At 62.4% G+C, this 24351-nt stretch carries 21 protein-coding genes; 6 read left to right on the top strand and 15 right to left on the bottom strand.

The window, feature by feature from the left end; genetic code table 11:
- Positions 1-23 precede the first annotated feature (23 nt).
- The 11 genes from ACGHN1_RS10590 to ACGHN1_RS10640 form a co-directional block, all read right to left on the bottom strand.
- Positions 24-503 carry a hypothetical protein gene (locus ACGHN1_RS10590; RefSeq protein WP_243444630.1) on the bottom strand — a complete coding sequence of 160 codons (480 nt, stop codon included), beginning with the start codon at positions 501-503 and terminating at the stop codon, positions 24-26.
- A 24-nt stretch (positions 504-527) separates the two neighbouring features.
- The gene (locus ACGHN1_RS10595) at positions 528-1157 is read right to left on the bottom strand and encodes a cation diffusion facilitator family transporter (protein ID WP_008603820.1); all 630 of its coding nucleotides are present in this window, start codon (positions 1155-1157) and stop codon (positions 528-530) included.
- Entirely contained in the window at positions 1154-1525 is a 372-nt protein-coding gene (locus tag ACGHN1_RS10600) for an STAS/SEC14 domain-containing protein (RefSeq protein ID WP_046904065.1), read from the bottom strand. Before ACGHN1_RS10600 ends, ACGHN1_RS10595 begins: the two co-directional genes overlap by 4 nt.
- Positions 1526-1547: 22 nt before the next feature.
- On the bottom strand, positions 1548-4811 hold the full coding sequence (locus ACGHN1_RS10605; protein ID WP_147367507.1) for an efflux RND transporter permease subunit: 3264 nt from the start codon (positions 4809-4811) through the stop codon (positions 1548-1550).
- A gap of 37 nt (positions 4812-4848) precedes the next feature.
- Positions 4849-5997 (bottom strand): efflux RND transporter periplasmic adaptor subunit, encoded by a 1149-nt coding sequence (locus ACGHN1_RS10610; protein WP_251104436.1) that lies wholly within the window; start codon positions 5995-5997, stop codon positions 4849-4851.
- An 11-nt stretch (positions 5998-6008) separates the two neighbouring features.
- The gene (locus ACGHN1_RS10615) at positions 6009-7262 is read right to left on the bottom strand and encodes a TolC family protein (protein WP_251104437.1); all 1254 of its coding nucleotides are present in this window, start codon (positions 7260-7262) and stop codon (positions 6009-6011) included.
- A gap of 63 nt (positions 7263-7325) precedes the next feature.
- Positions 7326-7700, bottom strand: a complete 375-nt coding sequence (locus ACGHN1_RS10620) for a hypothetical protein (RefSeq protein ID WP_123880465.1) — start codon at positions 7698-7700, stop codon at positions 7326-7328.
- Positions 7701-7823: 123 nt separating this feature from the next.
- Complete coding sequence (gene dmeF / locus ACGHN1_RS10625) at positions 7824-8777, bottom strand: CDF family Co(II)/Ni(II) efflux transporter DmeF (RefSeq protein ID WP_066558657.1); 954 nt, start codon at positions 8775-8777, stop codon at positions 7824-7826.
- A gap of 131 nt (positions 8778-8908) precedes the next feature.
- The gene (locus tag ACGHN1_RS10630; protein ID WP_221597118.1) at positions 8909-9847 is read right to left on the bottom strand and encodes a DUF2493 domain-containing protein; all 939 of its coding nucleotides are present in this window, start codon (positions 9845-9847) and stop codon (positions 8909-8911) included.
- A 220-nt stretch (positions 9848-10067) separates the two neighbouring features.
- Positions 10068-10508 (bottom strand): hypothetical protein, encoded by a 441-nt coding sequence (locus ACGHN1_RS10635; RefSeq protein WP_230782974.1) that lies wholly within the window; start codon positions 10506-10508, stop codon positions 10068-10070.
- Positions 10509-10519: 11 nt separating this feature from the next.
- On the bottom strand, positions 10520-11449 hold the full coding sequence (locus tag ACGHN1_RS10640) for an ArdC family protein (protein WP_390550854.1): 930 nt from the start codon (positions 11447-11449) through the stop codon (positions 10520-10522).
- A gap of 194 nt (positions 11450-11643) precedes the next feature.
- On the opposite strand from ACGHN1_RS10640, the gene ACGHN1_RS10645 reads away from it, so the two are divergent.
- From ACGHN1_RS10645 to ACGHN1_RS10670, 6 genes are all read left to right on the top strand, one after another.
- The gene (locus ACGHN1_RS10645; RefSeq protein WP_119511784.1) at positions 11644-11997 is read left to right on the top strand and encodes a hypothetical protein; all 354 of its coding nucleotides are present in this window, start codon (positions 11644-11646) and stop codon (positions 11995-11997) included.
- A gap of 62 nt (positions 11998-12059) precedes the next feature.
- On the top strand, positions 12060-13283 hold the full coding sequence (locus tag ACGHN1_RS10650) for a TolC family protein (RefSeq protein WP_119511785.1): 1224 nt from the start codon (positions 12060-12062) through the stop codon (positions 13281-13283).
- 2 nt (positions 13284-13285) lie between these two features.
- Positions 13286-14527 (top strand): efflux RND transporter periplasmic adaptor subunit, encoded by a 1242-nt coding sequence (locus ACGHN1_RS10655; RefSeq protein WP_251104438.1) that lies wholly within the window; start codon positions 13286-13288, stop codon positions 14525-14527.
- A 13-nt stretch (positions 14528-14540) separates the two neighbouring features.
- Positions 14541-17702, top strand: a complete 3162-nt coding sequence (locus ACGHN1_RS10660) for an efflux RND transporter permease subunit (protein WP_119511787.1) — start codon at positions 14541-14543, stop codon at positions 17700-17702.
- Between the two features lie 74 nt (positions 17703-17776).
- On the top strand, positions 17777-18490 hold the full coding sequence (locus ACGHN1_RS10665) for a HupE/UreJ family protein (RefSeq protein ID WP_228766213.1): 714 nt from the start codon (positions 17777-17779) through the stop codon (positions 18488-18490).
- Between the two features lie 25 nt (positions 18491-18515).
- Positions 18516-19118, top strand: coding sequence for a transmembrane anchor protein (locus tag ACGHN1_RS10670; protein WP_119511789.1), 603 nt, complete (start codon positions 18516-18518; stop codon positions 19116-19118).
- Here the strand turns inward: ACGHN1_RS10670 and ACGHN1_RS10675 are convergent.
- The 4 genes from ACGHN1_RS10675 to ACGHN1_RS10690 all read right to left on the bottom strand — a co-directional run bounded on the left by ACGHN1_RS10675 (position 19115) and on the right by ACGHN1_RS10690 (position 24246).
- The gene (locus tag ACGHN1_RS10675) at positions 19115-19432 is read right to left on the bottom strand and encodes a type II toxin-antitoxin system RelE/ParE family toxin (protein ID WP_390550855.1); all 318 of its coding nucleotides are present in this window, start codon (positions 19430-19432) and stop codon (positions 19115-19117) included. The genes ACGHN1_RS10670 and ACGHN1_RS10675 overlap by 4 nt on opposite strands.
- A complete protein-coding gene (locus ACGHN1_RS10680; protein ID WP_010240558.1) occupies positions 19433-19702 on the bottom strand; it encodes a type II toxin-antitoxin system Phd/YefM family antitoxin in 270 nt (89 codons plus the stop codon). It lies immediately after the preceding gene.
- 59 nt (positions 19703-19761) lie between these two features.
- On the bottom strand, positions 19762-23235 hold the full coding sequence (locus tag ACGHN1_RS10685) for a strawberry notch-like NTP hydrolase domain-containing protein (RefSeq protein ID WP_390550856.1): 3474 nt from the start codon (positions 23233-23235) through the stop codon (positions 19762-19764).
- Between the two features lie 75 nt (positions 23236-23310).
- Complete coding sequence (locus tag ACGHN1_RS10690) at positions 23311-24246, bottom strand: toprim domain-containing protein (protein ID WP_390550857.1); 936 nt, start codon at positions 24244-24246, stop codon at positions 23311-23313.
- Between the last annotated feature and the right edge of the window lie 105 nt (positions 24247-24351).

Consider the following 24351-nt stretch of genomic DNA (forward strand, 5'->3'; position numbering starts at 1 on the left):
GGCCGACCTGATCGCCGCGCTTGTCAATGGTCGTGATCATGGTCTTGGCATTGGTTCTTTTCGACCTGATGGCCCGGGACCATAACCGGATCACAGTTGGCAGCGAGGCAGGCTTCGAACGTTGCATGGGTGATGGCGTGCCGCGTCTCGAGCATACCGCGAGCCCGCGCCTTCACATCCTCGAAAGCCTGCAACGAAGATTCGGCAGGAACGACATGCGCCTCAAGCGCGCGATAATGCTCGCTGATGCTCCAGACTTGGACGTGATGGACGTCGGCCACGCCTTCTGCGTCACGCAGGTCGCTCACAATGCGATCGAACTCGCTTTCGTCCGGCACCGCGCCCATCAAGAGACGCACCGTGCGAGGCAACAAAGTAACGCCCTGCCAGATCACAAAGTCACCAATGACCACCGTGATGGTCAGATCGGCGATATAAAGTTCGTATCGCAGAATGAGCACGCCAGCCACGATCACACCGGCCGAAGCCAGCGCATCGGACACATTGTGCAGGAAGATCGAATAGGGTCAATTCCTCTTCTCGCCGTGTTTGGTTCCCGCATCGTCGTGGCTATCCATGTGAGCGTCGCGCAGAATCTCGATGCCGCCATAGAGAGCGATGCAAGCTACCGCGATGCCCACAACGAGGTCGGGCCAGTTGGTTCCGGTCAGCATCACAATGATGCCGGCGATAATGATCCCGCCATTAGAGATAAAGTCGTTGAAGCTGAAGGTGGTCGCCGCCCGCATATTGACGTCCTTGTTCTCCATCTTCTGCAGCAGGCGCAGGCAATAGAGATTGACCATCCCCGCGATGAACGCCATCGCCATCATCAATATCCCGCCCGGATCGGACCCTTCCACAAACCGTCGGTAAGCATCGAAGATAACCCCAGCAGAGAAGATCAGCAGCATGATGCCGGAGAAACGTGCGGCCCCGCGTTTCCAGGTCCGTGAGCGGGTCAGCGCGAGCAGGCTGAGCGCATAAACGATGGCATCGGATGAATTATCGAGGCCGTTCGCCAACAGCGCATTAGAATCGGCAAAATACCCGACCGCGAAAAAGCCGATCGCGATGGCCACGTTAAGCCACAGGACAACCCACAGGGTCTTGCGCTTTTCAGGCGACCCGACATCGACCTCATGTCCGCCACTCATGCTGCGTCCTCCTCGGTTTGTACCCAGCTTTCCGCATGACTACGCTGTGTTGGCCGGAAGAACTTCATTTCGGTGCGGAAGAGTGAGGATGACAATTTCGTGCCCCACTCTTCCCATTCGCTGTCGCCGATTATGGCGATCCGGCCGAAACAATCCTTATGCCGGATGTCGAACTTGAGATCGCGCCAGAGACCTCCGAAGTTCCAACCCGAAAAGTCAGGCGCGAGCTCGATCACCATCGGGACGGTACCGGCCTCGCGCTCTGCGATATGTTCGAATTGGGGAACAAAGCGGTCATAGGCTTCATCCCCCTGCCTGCCTCCGGCACGTATCCAGAGCAGTCCGTTCTTTTCCTTCAGTGCCAGCACCGTATTCTCCTTTCCCGATCGGTCATGTGATGTCCTTCAGCTCGCGCTGCTCATCGCTTGTCACATTGCGCCGCAGCCTGTCCCACCAACGCTGTCGCCAGGTCCGGTCATCTTCTCTGGTCCCGAAAACCAGCTTCAAGATTGCGGGCAAGACGAAAAGGGTCAGCGCGGTGGCGGTGATCAACCCTCCAATGACGACTGTCGCCAAGGGACGTTGCACTTCCGCGCCGGTCCCGGTCGCAATGGCCATCGGCACGAAGCCGAGCGATGCAACGAGCGCGGTCATGAGAACCGGCCTTAGGCGCGCCAATCCACCATCGACGATGGCGTCATCGAGCGCCATGCCCCTGTCGAGCCGCTGACGGATCGCAGTCACCATCACGAGGCCATTCAAGGTCGCCACACCCGACAGGGCGATAAAGCCTACCGCCGCAGATACCGAGAATGGCATCCCGCGTAGAGCCAAGGAGAAAATCCCGCCTGCCAGGGCCAACGGGATCGCGCTGAATACGGCGAGCGCCGGCACCCAGCCCCCAACCGCCATGTAAAGCAGCAAGAGAATGACCGCGAAAGCGATAGGAATGACTATCTGAAGTCTTTCCTGAGCAGCCTGGAGGTTCTGGTATTGACCGCCCCACTCGATAAACGCGGCAGCGGGCAGTTCGACCTGCGCCGCAACCCTTTCCTGGGCCTCTTCTACAAAAGACCCGAGGTCGCGTTCTCGCACGTTGGACGAAACGATCACCAGTCTGCGTCCCTGTTCCCGGCGAACCTCCGCGAGACCATCCACCACACGGAACTCGGCAACCGAGCGTAGCGGTATGGTTGCCCCGTTCGGGAGCAGCACCGGCAAAGCACCCAACTGGTCGAAATCGTCGCGGGTCGCGTCCGACAACCGCACAACCACATCGAAGCGGCGATCGCCTTCGAAAACGAGGCCCGCAGGCCGACCGCCCAGTGCGATCGCCACCGATTGCGCAACGTCTTCGACCTTCAGCCCGTAACGGGCAATCGCTGGCCGATCGAAGGCAATATCGAGGGTGGGGAACCCGGTCACTTGCTGGACCTTGACGTCCGCGGCGCCGTCGACATTGCGCAGCACGCCCGCAACCTCGTTCGCCGCCGAGGTCATGGCGCTGAGATCGTCTCCGTAGATCTTGACGGCAACATCTCCGCGAACGCCTGCGATCAATTCGTTGAACCGCAATTCGATCGGTTGGCTGAACTCGTAAAGGTTGCCGACGAGACTGCTGAGGGCGCTCTCCATTTGCGCGACCAACTCGTCCTTGGCGAGGTCGGGATCGGGCCATTCCTCACGGGGTTTGAGGATCACGTACGCATCGGAAGCGTTCGGCGGCATCGGGTCACTGGCCACTTCCGCCGTGCCCGTCCGCGAAAAGACAAGCTCGACTTGCGGAAATTGCTCGAGCCGGTCCTCTACCCGCCTTTGCATCGCGAGCGAACGTTCGAGCGATGTCGAAGGAATACGCAGCGATTGCACGGCGATGTCGCGCTCGTCCAATTGCGGTGTGAACTCGCTCCCGAGGAAGCTGAACACGAAGGCCGCAAAGGCGAAGATGCCGACGCCCATGCCGATGACCGGCCAGGGGCGGGTGATCGCCTTGCGGACCAGCGGTCCGTATCGCTCCTTGGCGATCCGGATCGGCTTGACCTCCTTTTCCGTCAGCTTCTTGTTGAGCAGGATGGCGATCATTGCCGGGACGAAGGTCAGCGACAACACGAACGCCGAGGCGAGCGCGAGCATGACCGTGATCGCCATGGGTGAAAAGGTTTTGCCTTCGACGCCGGTAAAGGTGAGAAGCGGTGCGAAGACGAGAAGAATGATCGCCTGGCCGTACACGGTTGGCTTGATCATTTCCTGCGCGGCAAGCCGCGTTTCCGTCAACCTCTCACCAAGTGTAAGAAGTCGGCCCTCGTGTTCCTGTCGAGCCGCGAGCCTCGCGACGCTGTTCTCGACGATGATGACGGCACCATCGACGATCAGGCCGAAGTCCAGCGCACCCAGGCTCATGAGATTGCCCGAAACGCCGAGCCGGTTCATTCCGATCGATGCCATCAGCATGGAAAAGGGGATGACCAGCGCCGCGATGATCGCTGCCCGGATGTTGCCCAGCAGCAAGAACAGGATCGCAATGACCAGAAGCGCGCCCTCGACAAGGTTCTTCTCGACGGTCGCGATCGTCGCATCGACCAGGGAAGACCGGTTGTAGACGATCTCCGCGACAATTCCTTCCGGCAGGGAGCTGCGGACTTCCTCAAGCCGTTCGGCCGCCTGGGCCGAAACGGTGCGGCTATTCTCGCCCGCGCGCATGAGCACGGTGCCCACGACCGCTTCATCGCCATTCAGCGACGCCGCGCCAGTTCGAAGGTCACCGCCGATGCTGACCGTGGCGATGTCCCCTACGCGAATAGGCACTCCCTCGCGGGTGGAAACGACCGCCTGCTCGATATCCTCGACGCTGCCGAGGCGCGCATCGACCCGGGCGAGGAGGGCTTCACCGGCCCGTTCGACGAAATTGGCCCCTTCGGCGAGATTGGCCGCTTCCAGCGCGTCGATCACCTCGTCGAACGACAAACCGTAACCGGTCAATCGTGCGGGATCGGGTTGGACGAGATATTGCTTTTCGAAGCCGCCGATGGAGTCGACACCTGCCACACCGTCGACCGACCGCATGAGCGGTGCAACCACCCAGTCCTGAATGGTTCGCAGATAGGCAGCCTTGGCAACATCGCTGTCGAGCCGGTCGCCACGTTCGGTCACGAAGCTCCCGTCGGACTGCCATCCGACCGCTCCGCCCCGCGGCGCTTCCTTGCCGTCAGGATATTCGTACTCGATGGTATACATGAGCACTTCGCCCAAGCCGGTCGAGATGGGTCCCATCACCGGTTCGGCACCCTCGGGCAGCGAAGCGCTTATGGGCGTCAGCCGTTCGTTGACCTGCTGACGCGCGAAATAGATGTCGGTCCCTTCCTCGAAAATCGCGGTCACCTGGCTGAACCCGTTGCGCGATATCGAGCGTGTCATTTCCAGACCCTCGATGCCAGCAAGCCCGGTTTCGACAGGATAGGTGACCTGCGTCTCGACTTGCGAGGGCGAAAGGGCTGGTGCCTCGGTGTTGATCTGCACCTGTACGTTGGTGATATCGGGCACAGCATCGATGGGCAGGCGGAGCAAATTCACCACGCCAAAGATTGCCACACCGAGGGTCAGCACGACCATCGCCCAGCGAAAGCGCACGGCGACGTCGAGGATCATGCCGATCAGGCCATGGCGGTGGGGGCGATCCGCGTCCTGCATGTGATCAGTGTCCATGCTCGGCCTCCTCCTTCTCGAGTTCAGCCTTCAGCAAGAAGGCGTTGGCGGTGGCTATCCGCCAATTTGCTTCGAGACCGGACTCGATGACCACCCGTCCTCCCGAACGCGCACCGGTGACCACTCGACGGGTTTGAAACCCGCGGCGCGTGCGAACGAAGACCACCTCTGCGCCATCGATTGTCTGGACGGCACTTTCCGGCACCGACATGCGGCCGGTATCGACCTCACCCGAGGGGCGGATACGTGCCTGCAAGAACGCACCGGGTTGCAGGCCGGGGATCGGCCTTGCCAGCGACAGGACCGCCGTAGCGCTGCGGCTTTCGGGATCGAGCGAGGGAGTGACGGATCGCACGCGCGCACCCACTTCCCGGTTGTCCGCGATTTCCAGCGTGGCCTCGTCGCCAGGCTGGATGCGGCTTGCTTCAGCCGACGGGAGGGCAACCTCGACCTGCATGCCGCTCGGGTTCACGACCTGGTAGAGTTCTTCTCCGGCCTCGACGAAGGACCCGAGAACGATAGGCGCCGAGGTCACTCGGCCCGCGAGCGGGCTCGTAACCGCGAGGGAGCGCCCGTCGCCGCTAACACCCGCCGCCGAGACTGCCGCTTGGGCACGCGCAAGTTCCGATTGAGCAACCTGCAGATTGGCTCGGGCGGCCTCGAGATCCTGCCGCGCGGTGACATTGGCTTCGAAAAGGCGGCGCTCTCGATCGTAGGCAGCAGACAATTCGTTGACCCGCGCGCCCGCTGCGCTGAGTTGCGCCGCAAGAGCAGCGGCGTCGGCGCTCTCGATGCGGGCAATCGTCTCTCCCTGCCTCACGTAATCACCCAGCGTTTTGCCGACACTGCGGACTACGCCCGCTGCGCGGGCATCGATGCGGGCACTTGCCGTCGGGCTTGCCGCGACGGTGGCCGGAAAGACCAGCTCGACCGCCGATCCCTGACCGACGGTTTCGACCTCTATCTGGGACGCTTCGATTTGTTCGGCGCCAAGCAGGACAAGCCCTTCGGGAAGCTCGGCCTCCTCGCGCGTTTCCTCAATGTGCTGGTCGGCACTGCCACTTGGCCACAGCATAAACACTGCAGCGGCGATTGAAACGATCACGCCGATAAAAACGGCCAGACGTCTACGGTTCATTTGGAAATACCTCATTGTGCGCCGAGCCAGATCAGCGTCGCCGCCAGGCGGCCACGATCTTCCTGGGCTTGAATCAATGCTTCACGGATGGTGTCGCGCGCTTCGGCCGCAGCCAGAACTTCGATCAGCGGAAATCTGCCGTTGCGGTAGCCAATCCGAACGAGGCGCAAGGCTTCTTCGGCTTGGGGCAAGGAGGTCTCCGCGAGGGTCTCGACCCGCGCTTCGGCTGCCAGAAATTGTCCGCGAGCCTGCGTGACTTCGAGTTCGAAATCGGTGCGGGCAATCGCCTCCCGTGCCGTCGCGGCGCGAAGCCGCGCCTCGGCAGCAGCGATGTTTCCTTGGTTGCGATTACGGAATGGAAGCGGGATCGAAACGCCTACGAGGAACGCCTGGTCTCTGCTTTCCTCGAACCGTCGGACACCGGCGGATATCGCCGGATCCGGAATGCCTAAAGAGCGTTCCCGGGCGATCGCGGCATCTGCAGCCTCGCGTTCGGCACGGGCGATCTGGAGACGTAAGGCCGAAGGCGAGGCGAGCAGCGTTGCCGGAGGTTCGATCTCGGGGAACACCGAAGGCACGTCCGCAGCAGGTGCTGCCTCGCCCCAAAGCGCGGCCAGCGCATTCCTCGCCGCACTGTCGGCAGCCAGGGCCGCTTCAAGCTCCGCGAGCGCCTCCGCAAGTGCCGCTTCGGCACGAAGCGAACGCAAGGGAGGCTCCCGCCCGACATCGACCAGTACCCCTGCGATCCTGGCAAGCTCGCGGTTGCGCTCGACTATGTCCCGCGCGAGTTCCAATCGGGCTGCCGCAGCGACGGCTTCCACATAGCGCTCGCGCACCGATCGCCCGAGCTGAGCAACCGAGAGCGCTCCTGAAAGGGTCGCGACGCGCGCCTCCGCCTGGGCGGCGCGGACGCGCGCTCCTCGTTTGCCGCCCAATTCGAGCCGCTGGCTCAGGGACAAAGTGTACTCGGTGGCCTGCAATCCCGAAAATGCGCCGCTTCCGGCAATGTTTTCGGCTTCGAAAGCAATTTCGGGGTTGGGCCGCAGCCGCGCCTGGTCGACCAGGGCCCGCGCCGCGTCGGCTTCGGCCCGCGGTCCGATCAGGCGCGGATTTTCTGGGGGCTCATCTGCGCTGTCGACGATGCCCGCACGAGCGAGCGCAGCTTCGAGCGTCAGAAGCTCACGCTCCTGCGCCGCCACGGTCGTGGCTTGAGCGGCGAGGAACAGCCCTCCAAGGAGGACCCCTCGCCAATGAATGGCTGACATTTTTCGAAAATTCCTCTGCTGACGATCCGAACTGCGCTGCGGCATGCAGCGCGGTGACGGTCGTCAGGCGCGAGGGGGGCGCTTCAGTCGGTCGGCAATTTCGGAAGCGAGCGCTTCGGCGGGAGGCGCATCGGGAACCACGACCAAGTGAGGGACCGAATTCTTCTGCACGGTGCCGGCAAAGCTCGCCCCGTGATGGCAATGGCCGTGTCCACACACGCCGTGTTGCTCGGCCGGCGCATCCGGATCGCCCGGCACTTCATCGGCGGCTGCGGATGACGCAGACGCGCTATCGAGCGAAGCCAGAACGGGCGTGCTTCCGGGCGCCACTTCGGCACCGCAAGCAGCAGCATCCGCCGCCGTCACGAACACCATCGCGACCAGCATGAGCAGGACGACGAAAGGGTGCAGGACAAGGCGACGATAGCTTGTAGTCATGGATTCCAACGGCTCCTAGCAAACCGCATCAAGATTGCAAGTTCCATAACACGATGAAGTATAAGTCTTTTGTTACAGTATAACAGTCCTCGAATACTGTTTCGGTCTGTTAGAACGGCGCGATCAGGCCGCGCGAAGCTCGGGATGCGGATGCTCGCAGCGATGAACTTCGATCGTGACGTGCACATATTCTGCATGCTCTGAAAGTCGGCTGGCATAATTGTCGGGCGCGAGCGGATCATCGGCGATGAGCGAGGCGATGACTGCATACTTGCCGGGACCGATCCGCCAGATGTGCAGATCGCCGATCGCGGCGTCCCGGTCCTCGAGCGCCTCGCGCACCTCTGTGTACCGTTCAGAGGCCGCTTCGGCGTCGACAAGCACGGCAGCGGTATCGCGCAGCAGTGACCATGACCAGCGCCCGATCACGAATGCACCCACCAGCCCCATTGCCGCGTCCATCCATGCCCAGCCGAGGTACATGCCGGCGAGAAGGGCCACGATAGCCAGGACGGAGGTCAGGGCATCGGCAAGCACGTGGAAATAGGCGGAGCGCAGATTGTTATCGGCATGCGCATGGTCGTGGTGATGATGATGGTCGTGATCATGCCCATGGTGATGATCGGCACCAAGCAGCCAGGCACTCGCGAGGTTCACCACGAGGCCGAGCACGGCGATCCAGATAGCCTCGGTATAGGCAATCGTGAGCGGACTGACGAACCTTTGAGCCGATTCAACCGCGATCCCGATTGCGAAGATGGCGAGGACAAGCGCGCTCGCGAAGCCGGCGAGGTCGCCCACCTTGCCGGTACCGAATGTGAAACGCGGGTTGTTCGCATGGCGCCTGGCAAACCAGTAGGCGAAGGCCGCGACGCCCAAGGCACCTGCATGGGTCGCCATGTGGATACCATCGGCGAGAAGCGCCATCGATCCGGTCCACAGGCCAGCGACGATTTCGACCACCATCATCGCGGCGGTCAAGGCAACGACATAACGCGTGCGCCGCTCATGGGCGTCGTGCGAGGCGCTCAGGAAGTTGTGATCATGGGCGAGCGGATTGGAGTCGGCGTGATGCATGCGAGGCTGATACCCCGAGATGCCCTTTCCAAGAAATCCCCTCTCCAACCGAAAAGGCAATCGACGACGATTGTCTGTGATGATCGCCGCAGCCAACCGATCATAGAAATGCTGCGGCGACCAACAGACTATTATCCCTTAATCTTGGATCGGAACGTGACGGTCCTGCGATCGACCACGGTGATCCGGCGCGTCTTGGCATCGATCACCAGCCGTTCGGTTACGCCATTGCCCGGAAAGGCGACGACGTAACGCGGATTGAGCGAGAGCATCTGCTCGTTGCGCTTGAACCCGGCGCGGGCACCGAGACGACGATCGAGCGAATAAGTCAGCTGCTGGACTTCGCGGCGCTCGGCCCAACTCGCTGCCAGACGATCGGCACCCTTGCCGTCGCCGCCATGGACCAGGAAGAGATCGGGAACCGCATCGCGAACCTTGTCCAGCGTCGCCCAGATGTTCTCGGCGTAGGCGCGCGCGTCCTCGGCGCTTTCAAAGCTCTGGCGACCACCCGCAAAGACGACTGGAGTTCCTTCAGGGATCAAGGCGTGACGACGGTTCTCAGCGCGTGCGCGTAGAAAATCGCGGGCATCGATCACGGCCGATGTGAAGTGGCGCGAATGGCTCGTGCGCGAGCCCGAAACGGGCTTCCAAGAGGAGCCGGTCTCGTCGCGGTAAAGTGCTGCCGCCGCCTCGCGCATCTGCTCAAAGGCAAGCATGCTGGCTTCGGCAGCCTGCGCGCGCTCAACCTGCTCTTCAAGATTGCTCGAATGCACTTCGGACCCGTCGGCTGATGCGAGGAGGACCCGGATCTCGTCGCTGGCCCGATCAAGTTGAGCCGACTTGCGGCTGGCTGCGCGGTGGAACAGATTGACCATGCCCCAGGCAATATCCTCGGCATCGGCTTCCAGGGCTGTGTCGGAAAACATCGCGAAGAGGTCGGACCATACGGCGCCAAGCGTCTGCTCGATCGCGTCCTCGCAGGGAAAGTCGGTCTCGTTGAAGGGGGCCGGCCTGATGCTCAGGCCTGAGAGATCGAGGCCGCTCAACTGGTCGATGAAGCTGTCGTACATGGGGTGTCTCCTGATCGCGGGGACAAGGAGAGGAGGCACCATTGCCTCGGCCCTGTCCGCCGGAGCCCGATCAGGGCCGGGAAAAGGGGGCGTGACGCACCGCGCAGCGGGAAACCTGCGGCCCTAGGCTGGCGCGGGTAACACGGGCCGACGGGCCGCAGGTTGCGGCGCGCCCCGACCGGCCCAAGGGCCTCTCCCGGCGGAGAGGGATGAGGCAGGATCAGGACCCGGTGTCGCAGGTGGATCGGGAGCGCTCGAAGATCGCTTCGCCATTCGAGAACCGCCCGACCAGGCGCAACTCACCGAACAGGTCGATGAACCTTCCCGACACTTGGGCGAGCCAATGCCGTGCCCTTGCAGTTCGTGGGACGTAGAAGTCCGCCTCCCAGTAATGGGAATCATCGCGTACGGCGAGCCAGATCGCGGCGAGCCCACAATAGGTCGATATGCCGCAATCGGCGAAGGCGTTTCGCAGGAGGATACGGTCCTCGCGGCCGCGCCATCCATCGAAGCGCTTAAAGGAAGGAAAGGCCGCCTTCGCGGTATCGATGATCTCGTCGACTAGGCACTCATAGGCCCAGTCGACATCTTGGTCTTCGCCTTCATCAAGCAGGCGAAAGGCAACCACGGAGCCAGTTGGATAGCTGACGGAACGTCCCATCTCACCGCTCCTCAGGCTGCATCAGCGAGATCGACATCGGTCTCGCTTTCGCAGGATTGGTGACCCCCAAGGTCAAGCAACAGGCTGGCCGCTTCCTCGGCCTTGGCCGCGGCGGTGAGGATCGCGCGCTCGTCCGATTTGAGGGTCTTGAGCCAGGACGCGATGTAGCTGGCGTGATGGTCGAGGTGGGTGACCGGAAGACCCAGTTCGGCCCCGAGGATGGCCGAGGACAGCTCGGCGATCAATTCCTCGGCAGCATAGGCATCGCTGCCAAAGCGATTCTTGAGATCGCGGTCGAGCCGCGAAGAATGCCCCGTCCAGTGCGACAGCTCGTGTGCGAGCGTTGCGTAGTAGTGGTCATAGGCTTCGAAGAGTTCGGCTGGCGGCATTGTGACGCGGTCGCGCAGCGGCTCGTAATAGGCCTGCGCACCATGATGCCGCAAGTCGGCGCCGATATGGGCAAAGAAGGCATCAAGGCGGTCTTCGCGTCCTTCGGGCTCAAGCGCGGCAACGAGTGGCTTGGGGTGATAGAACTCGGGGAGACCGTCGCATTGGTCAGCGTTGAACACGGCATAGGCCTTGAGCACGCGCCGGTTTTCGCTGTCGGCCTCGCCTTCGGCGTTCTCGACCTCCTTGGTATAGCTCTTGTAGAAGATCGCGATGGTCGATTTCTCGCCCTTGCGGACCTGTCCGCCGAGTTTCTGGCACTGGCGGTAGGTCATCCAGTAAGGCGAGGCGTAGCCGCAGCCATCGGCCACCATCCACAGCCAGAAGGTGTTCATGCCGCGATAGGGCGTTCCGCAGGCGCGCAAGGGCCGCGAAACCGGCACACCGCGCCACGGTTTGACCCATGGCTTGGTGCCTTGCTCAAGCTTTTCGATGATGGCGGCGGTGATGCGCTGGGCCGGCGAAGCTGAAGCGGTGCTGCGGGACTTGGTCATGGGAGTTCTCCTGATCGCCGGGACGGGCATGTCCCGGTTCAGGAAGAGCAAAGCTCCCTCTCCTCTCTCCTTGCTGCGTTTCACGTTGCACGCGCCGGATCTTCCGTCGGACACGGGGTTGCACGGCAAGCAATCGCACAAAGACCGATCCCCGCGGCTTGCCCATTCGCTTGCGATCGGCTAACCGCCCGCCAATGCGCCAGCTCCATTTCCTGTTTTTGTTGGCATTGCTCCTGGTCTCGCATGGCGGGCTTCCGGGATCGATTCCGCATCTGGAAGCGGCGCATGCACACGAGGCGGCAAGCGCGCATCATGCGCATGAGCACAATTCCGCCGATGTCATCGAGGTCGAGACAGACGCCGATTCGGTCGCGTCCGAAGATATCGTGCCGCACCCCGCTTCGCATTCGCACAGTTCGATTGCGATGCCGGACCAGACCGAGTTCGCGGGCAACGCCCCAGCGCCTCGAACACTTCTGCGGCCGGGCGAGACATCGCCTCTCATCGGCTTTTCGCCAGCTCCGTTAACCCAGCCCCCATCAGCCTGATTTTCTGAATCCGGCCCGCATTCCGGGCCACTTTCCGTTCAGACAATCAGGAGCAATCTATCATGCACGTGTCCACGCGTGCCGCCCTTCTGGCGGCCACGTTGGTGTGGGCGACCTCGGCATCCGCCCAGACGTACACACTCGAGGAGGCCGTTCGAACTGCGGTCGCCAGTTCACCGCAGGGCGAGGCGACCGCCGCGCGCCTCGACGGCCTCACCGCAGTGCGAAGCGCTGCCGATACCAACCCTGCACCCACGATCGATGGGACCGTCGAGAACATCGGCACCCCGGGCTTTTCGCAATGGCAGATCGACGGGACCTACAACCAGCGACTGGAGCGAGGCGGCAAGCGCGCGGCGCGTGTGGGCCTCGCGCAAGGCGATATCGCCGTTGCCGAGGCCGAGGCACTCGTTCGGCGTCTCGATCTCGCAAGCGAAGTCCAGGCGTTGTACGTGGAAGCGCAGGCTGCGGCCCTGTCGCTCGAACTTGCCAGGAGCAGGGTCGAGATCGCCGAGACCCTCGCCAATGAGGTGCAGCGCAGGGTCGATGAGGCGCGCGACCCTCTCTTCGCCGGTACTCGGGCCCGCACGCAACTGGCCGAAGCCCGAGTGGATCTTGGGCTGGCGGAACACGCCTTCGAAGCCGCTCTGGCGCGCCTGGCGCTTCTTACCGGCGGGGATCCAGGCAGCATCGGGGTCGTGACCTCGGGCTTTCTTGAAGCCGAAGAGATTGCCACCACCAGTACCGACCTTACACCAGTCGATCTTGCCGTCTTCCAAGCCCGGCGCGAGAGGGCGGACGCGAACTATCGGCTCCAGGAAGCCAATTCGCGGACCGATCCAACTGTCTTCGCGGGGCCCAGGTTGTTCGGCAATGGCGACGTCGCCGTCATTACGGGCTTCTCGCTGCCTTTGCCCAACCGCGCGCTCAATCGGGCCAACATCGACCGCGCCGCGGCCGAGCAGCGGCAGGTCGAGGCGGACCTCGCGGTCGAACGGTTCCAGCGTCGCCGGCAGATCGCTCTGGCTGCCGAACGCGTCGAAGAGGCGCGCCACGAGGCCGAGGCGATCCAGGAGCAGGTGGTGCCTGGTGCCGAACAGACCCTTCGGGAGGTCCGTGCCGGCTACAATCGCGGAGGGTTCACCTTTCTCGATGTCTCCATTGCCCAGACCGCATTGCACGAAGCCAGAGTCCGCTTCGTCGATGCGCTCGCCGAATATCATCAGGCCAAGGTCGACTACGACCGACTGACTGGCCGCTTCATCGAACTTGTTGGGGGTTATTGATCATGCGCAAGACGCATTTATTCCTTGCTGCGTGCTTTGCAGCGACACTTACCGCCTGCGGCCAGTCGGCGGATACGCCGGAAACTTCCGAAGAACAGGCAGTCGCAGAGGGCGAGTACGAGCGCGGTCCACACAACGGTCGCATGCTTCGTGACGGCGACTTCGCTGTCGAGGTTACCGTCTTCGAAGACGGTGTTCCGCCCGAATACCGTCTCTACGCCTACCGTGACAACGAGCCCGTCGATCCCGATACAATCCGTGCCCGGGTCATGATCACGCGTCTGGACGGTGAAAAGACCACCTTCGAATTCGAACCGGAACAGGATTACCTCCGGGGCCAGGGGGTTCTCGTCGAACCGCACAGTTTCGACGTGGTGGTGGTGGCAAGCGAAGGCGACAACACCCATCGATGGGCGTTCGAATCCTACGAGGGTCGGGTTACCATATCGGACGAGGCGGCACGTGCGGCCGGCATTCGGACCGAAACGGTCGGACCGCAGCAGGTCGGTGAAACCGTGGAAATCATCGGACGGGTGGAGCTCGATCCCTCCGGCAGCGCCGAGGTGGGAGCCAAATTCCCGGGCACCGTCATGTCGCTGCATGCCAATCTTGGCGATCGTGTAGCCCGGGGGGCGTTGCTGGCGCGGGTGGAAAGCAGCTCATCGTTGCAGACCTATCCGATCTACGCGCCGATTTCCGGAGTGATCACCCAGCGCAATACGAACATCGGTGACATCGCGGACAGCGGCCCGATGTTCGTCATCTCCGATCCGTCGCGCACGGTTGCGACCTTCCCGATCTTCCCGCGCGACATCGAGCGGGTTCGCCCGGGACAATCGGTGCTCATCCGGGGCCTCGAAGGCCAGCGTGCGCAGGGCTCCCGCATCCGGGACTTCCTGCCTCTGGCGGAAGTCAGCAGCCAGGCGGTGACCGCGCGTGCGCCGCTCCCCAATCGCGATGGCTTCTGGCGACCGGGAATGGCGGTCCGGGGTCTGGTCTCGGTCGACCAGCGACGGGTGCCTCTCGCCGTCAGAACGGACGCCATCCAGCAATTCCGCGATTTTCGCGTCGTCTTCGCCAAGATCGGCGAGACCTACGAGGTGCGGATGCTCGAGCTTGGTCAGGAAGGTCCCGAGTGGACCGAGGTGCTGAGCGGGATCGATGCAGGCACCGTCTACGCATCCGAGAACAGCTACGTGATCAAGGCCGACATCGAGAAGTCGGGCGCGAGCCACGATCACTGAGGAGCGCGATTCCATGTTAACGAAAATAGTCGAGCTGTCGATCAGGCAGCGTTTCGCAGTGCTGGCAGCGGTGTTCATTTTCGCCGCCGTGGGCATTTACAGTTTCGGCCGGCTCAAGATCGATGCCGTGCCGGACATCACCAATGTGCAGGTGCAGATCAACACTTCGGCGCCGGGCTTTTCTCCTCTCGAGGCGGAGCAGCGCATTACCTATCCGGTCGAAACCGCCATCGCGGGGTTGCCGGGGCTGTCCTATACGCGCTCGGTATCGCGCTACGGTCTGAGCCAGGTCACCGTCGTTTTCGAGGACGGCACCGACATCTACTTCGCCAGGCAACTCGTCAACGAGCGCCTGCAGGCGGTACGTTCGAACCTGCCGGAGACGGTCGAACCCGAGCTTGGGCCTATCGCCACGGGCCTTGGCGAGATCTTCATGTACACGGTCGAGGCCGAGCAGGGAGCGATCAAACCCGATGGGTCGCGCTATACCGCGCAGGATCTGCGGACGTTGCATGACTGGGTCGTTCGACCACAGCTTCGCACGGTTCCAGGGGTCACCGAGGTCAACTCAATCGGCGGCTACCGTAAGGAGTATGTCGTAGCGCCGCTTCCCGAACGTCTTGCCGGTTTCGGTCTGACGGTCGAGGACGTGATCGAGGCGCTTGAAAACAACAATGCCAATGTCGGTGCCGGCTACGTCGAGAGGTCGGGTTCGCAATATCTTATCCGCGTACCCGGACAGGCCGAGGACGAACGCGATCTGTCCGGGATTATCGTCGATTACCGCGATGGGGTTCCCATTCGCATCGCCGATGTGGCGGATGTCGAGATCGGATCGGAGATCCGCAATGGCGCGGCGACCAAGGATGGCCGCGAAGTTGTGCTCGGCACGATCTACATGCTCGTTGGCGAGAATGCCCGCGATGTCAGTGTCGCGGTGGCCGAAAGGCTGGAGGAGGTGAACCGCTCGCTGCCCGGCGGCGTTGTCGCCAATACGGTCTACGATCGCTCCGAATTGGTCGAGGCAACGGTCTCCACAGTCGAGAAAAACCTCGCCGAAGGGGCGCTGCTGGTGATCGTTGTCCTGTTCGTCCTGCTCGGCAACTTCAGGGCTGCACTCATTACCGCTGCCGTGATCCCGCTTTCTTTCCTCCTGATGATCACGGGGATGGTCGAGAACAACGTGTCCGGCAACCTGATGAGCCTAGGGGCATTGGACTTCGGCCTGATCGTCGACGGTGCGGTCATCATCGTCGAAAACTGCCTACGTCGGTTCGGCGAGGCGCAGCATTCGCTCGGAAGACTGCTTGATCGCGAGGAACGCTTCAAGCTGGCGGCCCGCGCATCTGCCGAGGTAATCAAGCCGAGCCTCTTCGGCATTCTGATCATCACCATCGTCTACGTGCCGATCTTCGCTCTCGAAGGCGTGGAGGGCAAGACGTTCCATCCCATGGCGATCACGGTCGTCATGGCGCTAACCGCCGCCATGGTGCTCGCCCTCACGTTCGTTCCGGCAGCGGTCGCGACATTCGTGACGGGCAAGGTCGAGGAGAAGGAGACGCGCGTCATGCGCGCAGCCAAATCGGGTTATCGTCCGATGCTCGACTTCGCCTTGCGTTCGCGAAAGGCGGTGCTGGCCGGCGCTGTCGCTCTGGTGGTCCTGAGCGGATTAGGCGCAAGCCGGATGGGATCGGAATTCATTCCCAATCTCGATGAAGGCGATATCGCGCTCCACGCACTGCGCATTCCGGGTACCAGCCTTAGCCAGGCGGTCGCCATGCAGACTGCCCTGGAAGACCGGATCCGGACCTTTCCCGAAGTTGACCAGGTGTTCGCGAAGATCGGTACCGCCGATGTAGCCACTGACCCAGTGCCGCCTTCGGTCGCCGACACCTTCGTGATCATGAAGCCGAGAGAGGATTGGCCGGACCCCCGCAAACCAAAGGAGCAACTCGTCGCCGAGATGAACGAGGCAGTCCAGCAGGTGCCGGGTTCGCGCTACGAGTTTCTCCAGCCGATCCAGATGCGCTTCAACGAGCTCATCGCGGGTGTGCGCTCCGACGTCGCAATCAAGATCTTCGGGGACGATCTCGACCAGCTCGCTGCCGTTGCAGCCGAGGTCGAGGGCGTCGTCTCTTCAATCGAGGGATCGCAGGACGCGCAGACCGAACAGGTGACCGGCTTGCCGTTCATTCAGGTCATCCCTGATCGCATCCGCCTGACCCAGCTCGGGTTGAACGTGGACGATGTTCAGACGGTGGTGTCGACGGCAATCGGCGGGACCGAGGCCGGCCAGATCTTCGAAGGTGATCGCCGCTTCGATATCGTTGTTCGGCTGCCCGAAGAGATGCGCGAGGATCGCCAGGTACTTGAGCGTCTTCCTATCGCGCTGCCAGGTGGAGGGTCTGTCCCGCTGTCGGAGGTCGCGACGATCGAGAACGTTCAGGGGCCGAACCAGATCAGCCGCGAGGACGGCAAGCGGCGTGCAGTGGTCACCAGCAATGTGCGCGGACGGGACCTGGGTTCCTTCATCTCCGAGGCGCAAGAGAGGATCGCCACAGAGGTCGAACTGCCCGAGGGTTACTGGGTCGACTATGGCGGCACATTCGAGCAGCTCGAATCCGCGAGTGCGCGGCTTCAGATCGTCGTTCCCCTTGCCTTGCTGCTGATCTTCGGCCTGCTGGTGGCGCTGTTTCGCTCGGTGAAGGATGCGCTGGTCGTGTTTTCCGGTGTGCCTTTGGCGCTTACCGGAGGCGTGGCGGCGCTCATGCTGCGCGGCATTCCCTTCTCGATCTCGGCGGGGGTTGGCTTCATCGCCCTGTCGGGCATCGCAGTGCTGAACGGCGTCGTCATGCTGACGTTCATCCGGCAGCTGATGGATGAAGGCAAACCACTTGAGGACGCCATCAAGGAAGGAGCCATGGCTCGTCTGCGGCCCGTCCTCATGACCGCACTCGTTGCAAGCCTCGGCTTCGTCCCGATGGCTCTGAACGTCGGGCTCGGTTCCGAGGTGCAGCGCCCGCTCGCAACGGTCGTCATCGGCGGGATCGTCTCGGCTACTGCGCTGACGCTGCTGGTGTTGCCAGCGCTCTACCGGGTGGTTCGCGGCGAACGCACGGAAGTTCGACAGACAGGGGCATCCGACGAAAATCCCAACCCTCAACTCGCAAGCTGAAGCCGGAGCGGCCGTCCGCAGGATGTAATCCCGCAGGTGGTCGACATCCGGGACCGGAGAACGAAATGATATCCATGACGCAATCTCGATCCAAAACAGCATTCGTGCGCATCTTCGCGCTCATTGCAGTTTTGCTGATCTTCCTCGCCTCGGGTGCGGAAGCCTGGGCGCACAACGTCGCCGAGGGGGACAAGGGCTACATCCAGGAGAGCAGCGGAATGCTGATCCTGCCCTTCATCTATCTCGGCGCGAAACACATGGTGACGGGATACGATCACCTGCTCTTCCTCTTCGGCGTCATCTTCTTCCTCTACCGGTTGAAGGACGTCGGAATCTACGTGACGCTGTTCGCGATCGGCCATTCGACCACGCTGCTTTTCGGAGTCCTGACCGGTATCACCGCCAACGCCTATCTCATCGATGCGATCATCGGTCTGTCGGTGGTTTACAAGGCCTTGGACAATCTCGGTGCCTTCCAGCGGTGGTTCGGATTCCAGCCCAGCACCAAGGCAGCAACCCTCATTTTCGGCTTCTTTCACGGCTTCGGCCTTGCCACGAAGATCATTGAATTCGAGATCGCCGACGATGGCCTCGTGCCGAACCTTCTCGCCTTCAATGTTGGGGTGGAAATCGGACAATTGCTCGCGCTTGGCGCAATTCTGATCGTCATGGGCTTCTGGCGCAGAACCGAGAGCTTCATGCGTCACGCCTTCGCCGCCAACACTCTTCTCATGACCGCGGGCTTCATGCTCGTTGGCTACCAACTCGTCGGCTTCGCCGTAGCCTGAGCACATTTTTCCAGGAGCAATAGACATGTTCAATTCACAGCGCCCGTCCATCAGCGACCTTCCTACCAACCGCCAGCTCGTCAAGGCGACCGCGTTCGCCTTGGTGACCGCGACTGTCCTTCTGGTCACCGTGGTTCTACCCGCAGAATATGCGATCGATCCGACCGGAGCGGGCCGTCTTCTGGGATATTCCGAGATGGGCGAGATCAAGGAGCAGCTTGCCGCGGAAGCAGCCGCCGACGAACAGAATGCGGACGTCGAGGAGGTTCGCTCGCTCGCCGATAACAGCGGCAGCGGTTCCGAAGCGGCAACGCGCACCGATGTGACCGAATTGACGCTCGCGCCTGGCGAGGGTGCGGAAGTCAAGGCGGTCATGGTCGAAGGCGCCAGCCTCCAATACGAATGGTCGGTGCAGGACGGCCACGTCAACTTCGATACGCATGCCGATGCGCCGGGCATCTCTTATCACGGGTACGGCAAGGGCCGCGCATCAACGGGAGAAGCGGGCACGCTCGTCGCCGCCTTCGATGGCAGCCATGGGTGGTTCTGGCGCAATCGTTCAAGCGCAACCGTCACCGTGACCCTCACGACCGACGGCAGCTACTCCGAAATCAAGCGCGTAGTTTAGATCACGCGCTGGCTGAAGGAAGACATCGCTATGCTCTCAGTTCTGACCAATCGCACATACCCGTAGATGATGCGGAACGGAAAGCGCGACAATTGCCGAAAGTCGGTGATCCCGAGAGCCTCAAGTTCCGGTGGAACCGGTCCTTTCTCAGGATTGTTCACAAGGGAGCCGATAGACGCGACAAGGTCATCGAGCAGTGCGTCCGCACCATCGTCGCCATCCGGCCCGCGCTGCGTCAGGCGGCGCTGCCAGATACCCACCAGATCGCGCTCCGCACCGGAGGTGATCTCGATCGCTACAGCGGCCGCCATCATTCAGTTTGACTTACCTCGTACGCGATCCGCGAGGCCTGCCACCGGGCGGGTCCGACCGGCGGCAACATCGGCCTGTCCGAGCGCCAGAAGTTTAAGCAGAGCGAGCGTTTCTTGTGCGCGCTCGTAGCTGGCGACATCCTGCAGAACTGCCTTGGCTTCGCCATTCTGCGTGATGACCATTGGCCCGGCGCCATCTCCAATCTCCCGGATAATTTCTGCACTGTGGGCCTTCAGATAGCTGATCGGTTTGATGCGCTGGTCCAGTTTCATAGAACACCTTAGGACTGAATTTGGTCTCCATATAGACCCGATTTGGGCAAATGAGAAGTTCAAGACTTGATTGCGATGCTTTGGAGGGTCTCGCTTGCTCTCGGCGTCGGGACAAACAGCCGCGTGCGGTAGCGAATGATCTCGGTGAAGCAGCCCTTGTTCTTGTACCAGTCGAGGCGATCCGGCGAGAATCCGGTCAGTTCAAGGCGCTGTTCGCCGCCAACCAGCGAACGCTTCACTGTGAGTGGATCGTGGCTTGCGAGGCCCAACGGTTTGCCGCTGGCGAGGACGAGATCGCCGATCTGGTCCGGCGCCGGACCGGTAACTCCGGAGAGGCCAAAGGTCTCAGCGATCGCAGCGAGATCGATATCGAGCACTTCGCGGCCGATGATCGACTGACCGTCCTCGGCAACGAGCCGGGTGACGCGGACATGATCGCCCGGCAGACGTTTCCACACCGGGAGCAGCAGCCCGGTGGCGAGATGCACGCGCTCGGTCACCGGTGACTTGGCCGCTCGCTCTTCCTCGGCACGCCAGGCCCTCGTGAATGCGGTGACGCCAATTTCTTCCCAGTGGCTTTCAGCGAGTGCCTCGATTGTCCAGTTCGCGGAGTTGAGCGGGCGCAGAAGGCGTCGGCGTTCGATCACGGCCCCGTCGTCGGTGATGAGACGGCGGGTCGGAACCGACAGCGCGACCTTGCCCGAGCGCGCATTGCGCATCGGGATCGCGTGCGAACTGCCAATCTCGTGCATCCGCACTAGGCGCTTCAATCGCAGAGGCCGAAGGTGCCTCGTCACTTCGAGCGAGACGAGACGGGTCTCGGCACCGATCACAGGGTCTGTGCGCAGGAGTTCATCGGCGAGCACCGTGAAGCGATCGATGGGCGGCAGCGCACAGAGCTGCTCGATCAGCGCGTCGCGCGCGGCGATGGCGCGCGGGCAGAAAACGGGATTGCCCTCCTCGTCACTCATCGCCTCGGAGCGAAGATTGCCGTCCTCGTCGGCGAAGACCTGCATCAATCGTATCGGGAAGCTCTTCGTAAGGTAGTCGATGACGTATTCACGCGGGGACAGATCGATATCGAGAGCTTCGCGTTCTTCGACGGTAAGGTCGGCAAGGCGCCGGTCGAGCATGGCCTCGGCGGTCGAGACCAGCTGCACGACAACCGAATGCTCTTCGCCAAGCGCTACTTCCATCGCGGGGATCAGGCTCGGCAATTTCATCGAAAGCAGGAGCTGAGCAAAGAAGCGCTGCTTGGTGCCTTCGAAGATCGATAGCGCCGCAGCCTTGGCATTGCGGTTGAGCGTGTCGCCGCTGTCCTCGTCGACCACGCGGGTTGCTTCGAGCGCAGCTTCGAGGTTGCGGTGAATGATCGCCCAGGCATCAGCATAGGCATCATAGATTTTTATCTGCGCTTCGGTCAGGCTGTGTTCGAGGATCTCGTACTCGACCCCGGCGAAGGACAGCGCACGGGCAAGATAGAGACCCTGGGCCTTGAGATCACGGGCGACGAGCTCCATCGCCGCGACGCCGCCAGCGCGGATCTCGGTCATGAATGCCTCGTGGGTCGGAAAAGCGGTCTCGGGTCCCCAAAGGCCGAGGCGGGAAGTGTAACCGAGGTTGGCGATATCCGAAGCGCCAGTGGCAGACGCGTAGAGCACGCGGGCGCGCGGGAGATGGTTCTGCAGCCTGAGGCCCGCCATCCCTTGTTCGGAGCCCTTGACCTTGCCGCGGATTGAAGAGCCCCCGAGCGCATTAGCCATCGCATGGGCTTCGTCGAAAGCGATCACGCCGTCGAAATCCTCGCCCGCCCAGGCAAGGATCTGGTCGAGCCGCGTATCCTCGGCGCGGCCCGAGCGCAGCGTCGGATAGGTGACGAAGAGAATGCCTTCGGACATCGTTACGGGCTGGCCGAGTTTCCAGCGCGAGAGCGGCTGGAGATCGAGCGGCAGCCCGCCAAGCGCTTCCCAGTCGCGGCGTGCATCTTCGAGCAGCGCCTCGTTCTTGGTGATCCAGACATGTCGGCGCTCGCCTGCGAGCCAGCGATCCATGATGACCGCGGCGATCTGCCGTCCTTTGCCCGCTCCGGTTCCGTCGCCGAGGAAGAAGCCTTGGCGGTAGGAGTGTCCGTCCTCGGAGAGTTCCAGCGAGGTGCCTTCCTGGCTCACCTTGAACTGACCCGGAAGATCGCGCGCAAATGCCTGGGCAGCGTAGACCAGTGTCTCGCATTGCGCTTCGGACAGCAGGCCATCGGCCTGCCAATATGCGGGAATGCGCGGGCAAACATCGGGCTGCGGTGCCGCGACCGAACCCATGGCGACCGATTCCACGAGCGGGGTGGGATGGACCGGAGCATCTTCGAAGGCGATGCGGCTGGGCCGGTAAGGCAGGTAGATGCCTGTCTGTTCGGGCACAGGCGCGGGGTCGGCGAGGACCGAATAGGCAAGGTCGATCGCATTCGCCGTGGCTGCTGGTGTCGCGGCGAACGGCGCCACCGGCCGAACCGGCGCGCTTTGGGCCGAAGTCTTGCCAACGAGGCGCACTGGCTTGCCGAGCGGCAGGCGATGGATGTTGGCGGAGGTCTGTACGCGTGGCGGAAGCGCAGTGATAAGCTCGTGGAGCGAGATAAGGTCGGCATTATCTCCAGTGATCGCAGGCGAGGACGCAGTCGGCGTCTTGTCGAACACAACCAGGCGAACAGCGATCCCCGTCCCTGTCCGGCGGAACATCTGCTGCAGGCGAACATCGAGGAGCAGCGATGCTTCGTCCTGTTCCTTGGCGAAGGCGGAGGCGTCGAAGCCTTCAGGCATAATGGCGACGATCCTCGCCCGATTAGCAGCGGCCCGGAATGCACCGCGTAGGTGACGCATAGCGGTCTCACCGTCCTTGCCGCGTTCCAGGCTGTGAGCGAACGGCGGGTTCATCAGCACGGCAGACGGAACAGGGCCGCGAAGCAAGTCGGCGATCAGTTCTCCGTCATGCGCAGTGATGGTGGCCGTGGGGAAGACGTGGGCCAGACCGTCTCGTCTTGCCGGATCGATCTCGTTGAGGAGCAGCGAAGCGTTCTGGAGGCAACCCCAGAGAGCAAGGGCACCATTGCCTGCGGACGGTTCGAGCAGCGTGTCTTGCGCGCAGACAGCTGCGGCCTTCGCCATCAGACAGGCCAGCATTGGCGGGGTCGAGAACTGCTGGAGCTCGACCTGTGCTTCGCTGCGAACGTGCCGTGGCGGCAAGGCTGCTTCGAGCCAGTCGAACCGCGCTTCGGCTTCGTGTACATTCGTCGCCAGATCGATCCGTGAGGACTCTCGAAGCCAGAGTAGTGCGCCGATCTCGACCGCGCTGTTGTAGTCGTCGATGGTCCAGGCGCTTCCCCAATCCAGAACACCGGTCTCTTCGGCGAACAGCCCGGAAATGTCGGTACGGGTAAGATGACGTCCCGAAGCAAGAAGCGCGGCAACTCGGGTGCCAATGGCATAGGCCAAGGGCATGGACGGCAACTGCTCGCCGGCGGGAAACAGGTCTGATTGAAACATGGCAATTCGTCCTCCTGATGAAGGCATCGGGACACGCCCTCCGCCGGATCAGGAATTCGAGAAGCCCTCTCTCCTCTACCGCGTCGCCTTGCGGCGCAGCCATTCTGTAAGTTCATCGTTCCAGTCGGTGTCGCGTGAGGATGGTTTGCGAACGTGGATCGTCCGCCAATCGCGGGCATAAGCGGCCAGGGCACGCGACGCGGCCAGCTCGCCGCCAGCATCGTGATCGACGAAGAGGTGAAGCTCGGTCACGCTCTCAGGCACGCTGACGAGACCGAAGCGCTCATTGCCCAGGGTTGCCCAGACGGGAATGCCGGTGAGAGCATAGGCCGACATCGCGCTTTCGATGCCCTCCGCGAGGCCGAGCTTGCCGGAGGTAGGAGCGAAAAGGCGGACAGCAGCTTCCCCGAACGCGCCGAGCGCGCGCTTCGGTTTGTCGAAATCGGCCTTGGCATTGCCCGAAAGGAACGTGCGATGGATGGCGATCGGCCCCTCGTCGAGGCTGACTGCCGCGATCATGGCGGGCAGAAAGCGTGTTCGTCCCTTCGGACCAAGCGGCGTTCGTGGGTGGAAGCGCAGCGCCGGCGATGCGGCGAGGATGCCGCGGCTCTCAAGATATGCCTTTGCCGGACTGGCACGCAGTGGCTGTGCATCGCGCCAGATCCTCAGCGCTGCCGCCGAGGGTTTGCGGGTGCTGGTCGATTCGGGTTCGTTGGTGGTCGCAGAACCTGAAAAAAGCGCCGGTGCCTCGAAACCTTCACGCGCCAGAGCAGCCAGCACGCTCTGCTGGTCGCATCCCGCAAAACAGTGGAAGAGGATGGCTTGTCGCCCGAGCGATATGCCGAGCGAGGGTGTGCGGTCGTCATGTGCGGGGCAACGAGCCATGCCCTTGGTGCCGGACCATTTGCCGCCACGGCTTTCGCAGATGCGGCGGGCGGTTGCTTCCAAAGAGCTTATCTCGGTGAAATATCGGTGGGACATGGCACATCGCGATCCTTTCGGTTCGCTCATAAAGGCCCTCCTCCCCTCCAGCCCGTCTGTATTGTGAGAGCAGGTTGGAAAGGAGTCACTTCTGCGCTTCGACCCCGTCGGTTTGAGCGTCGCATCGCCATTGCC

It is taken from the genome of Qipengyuania sp. MTN3-11 (assembly GCF_042851825.1).
Classification (GTDB): Bacteria; Pseudomonadota; Alphaproteobacteria; order Sphingomonadales; family Sphingomonadaceae; genus Qipengyuania.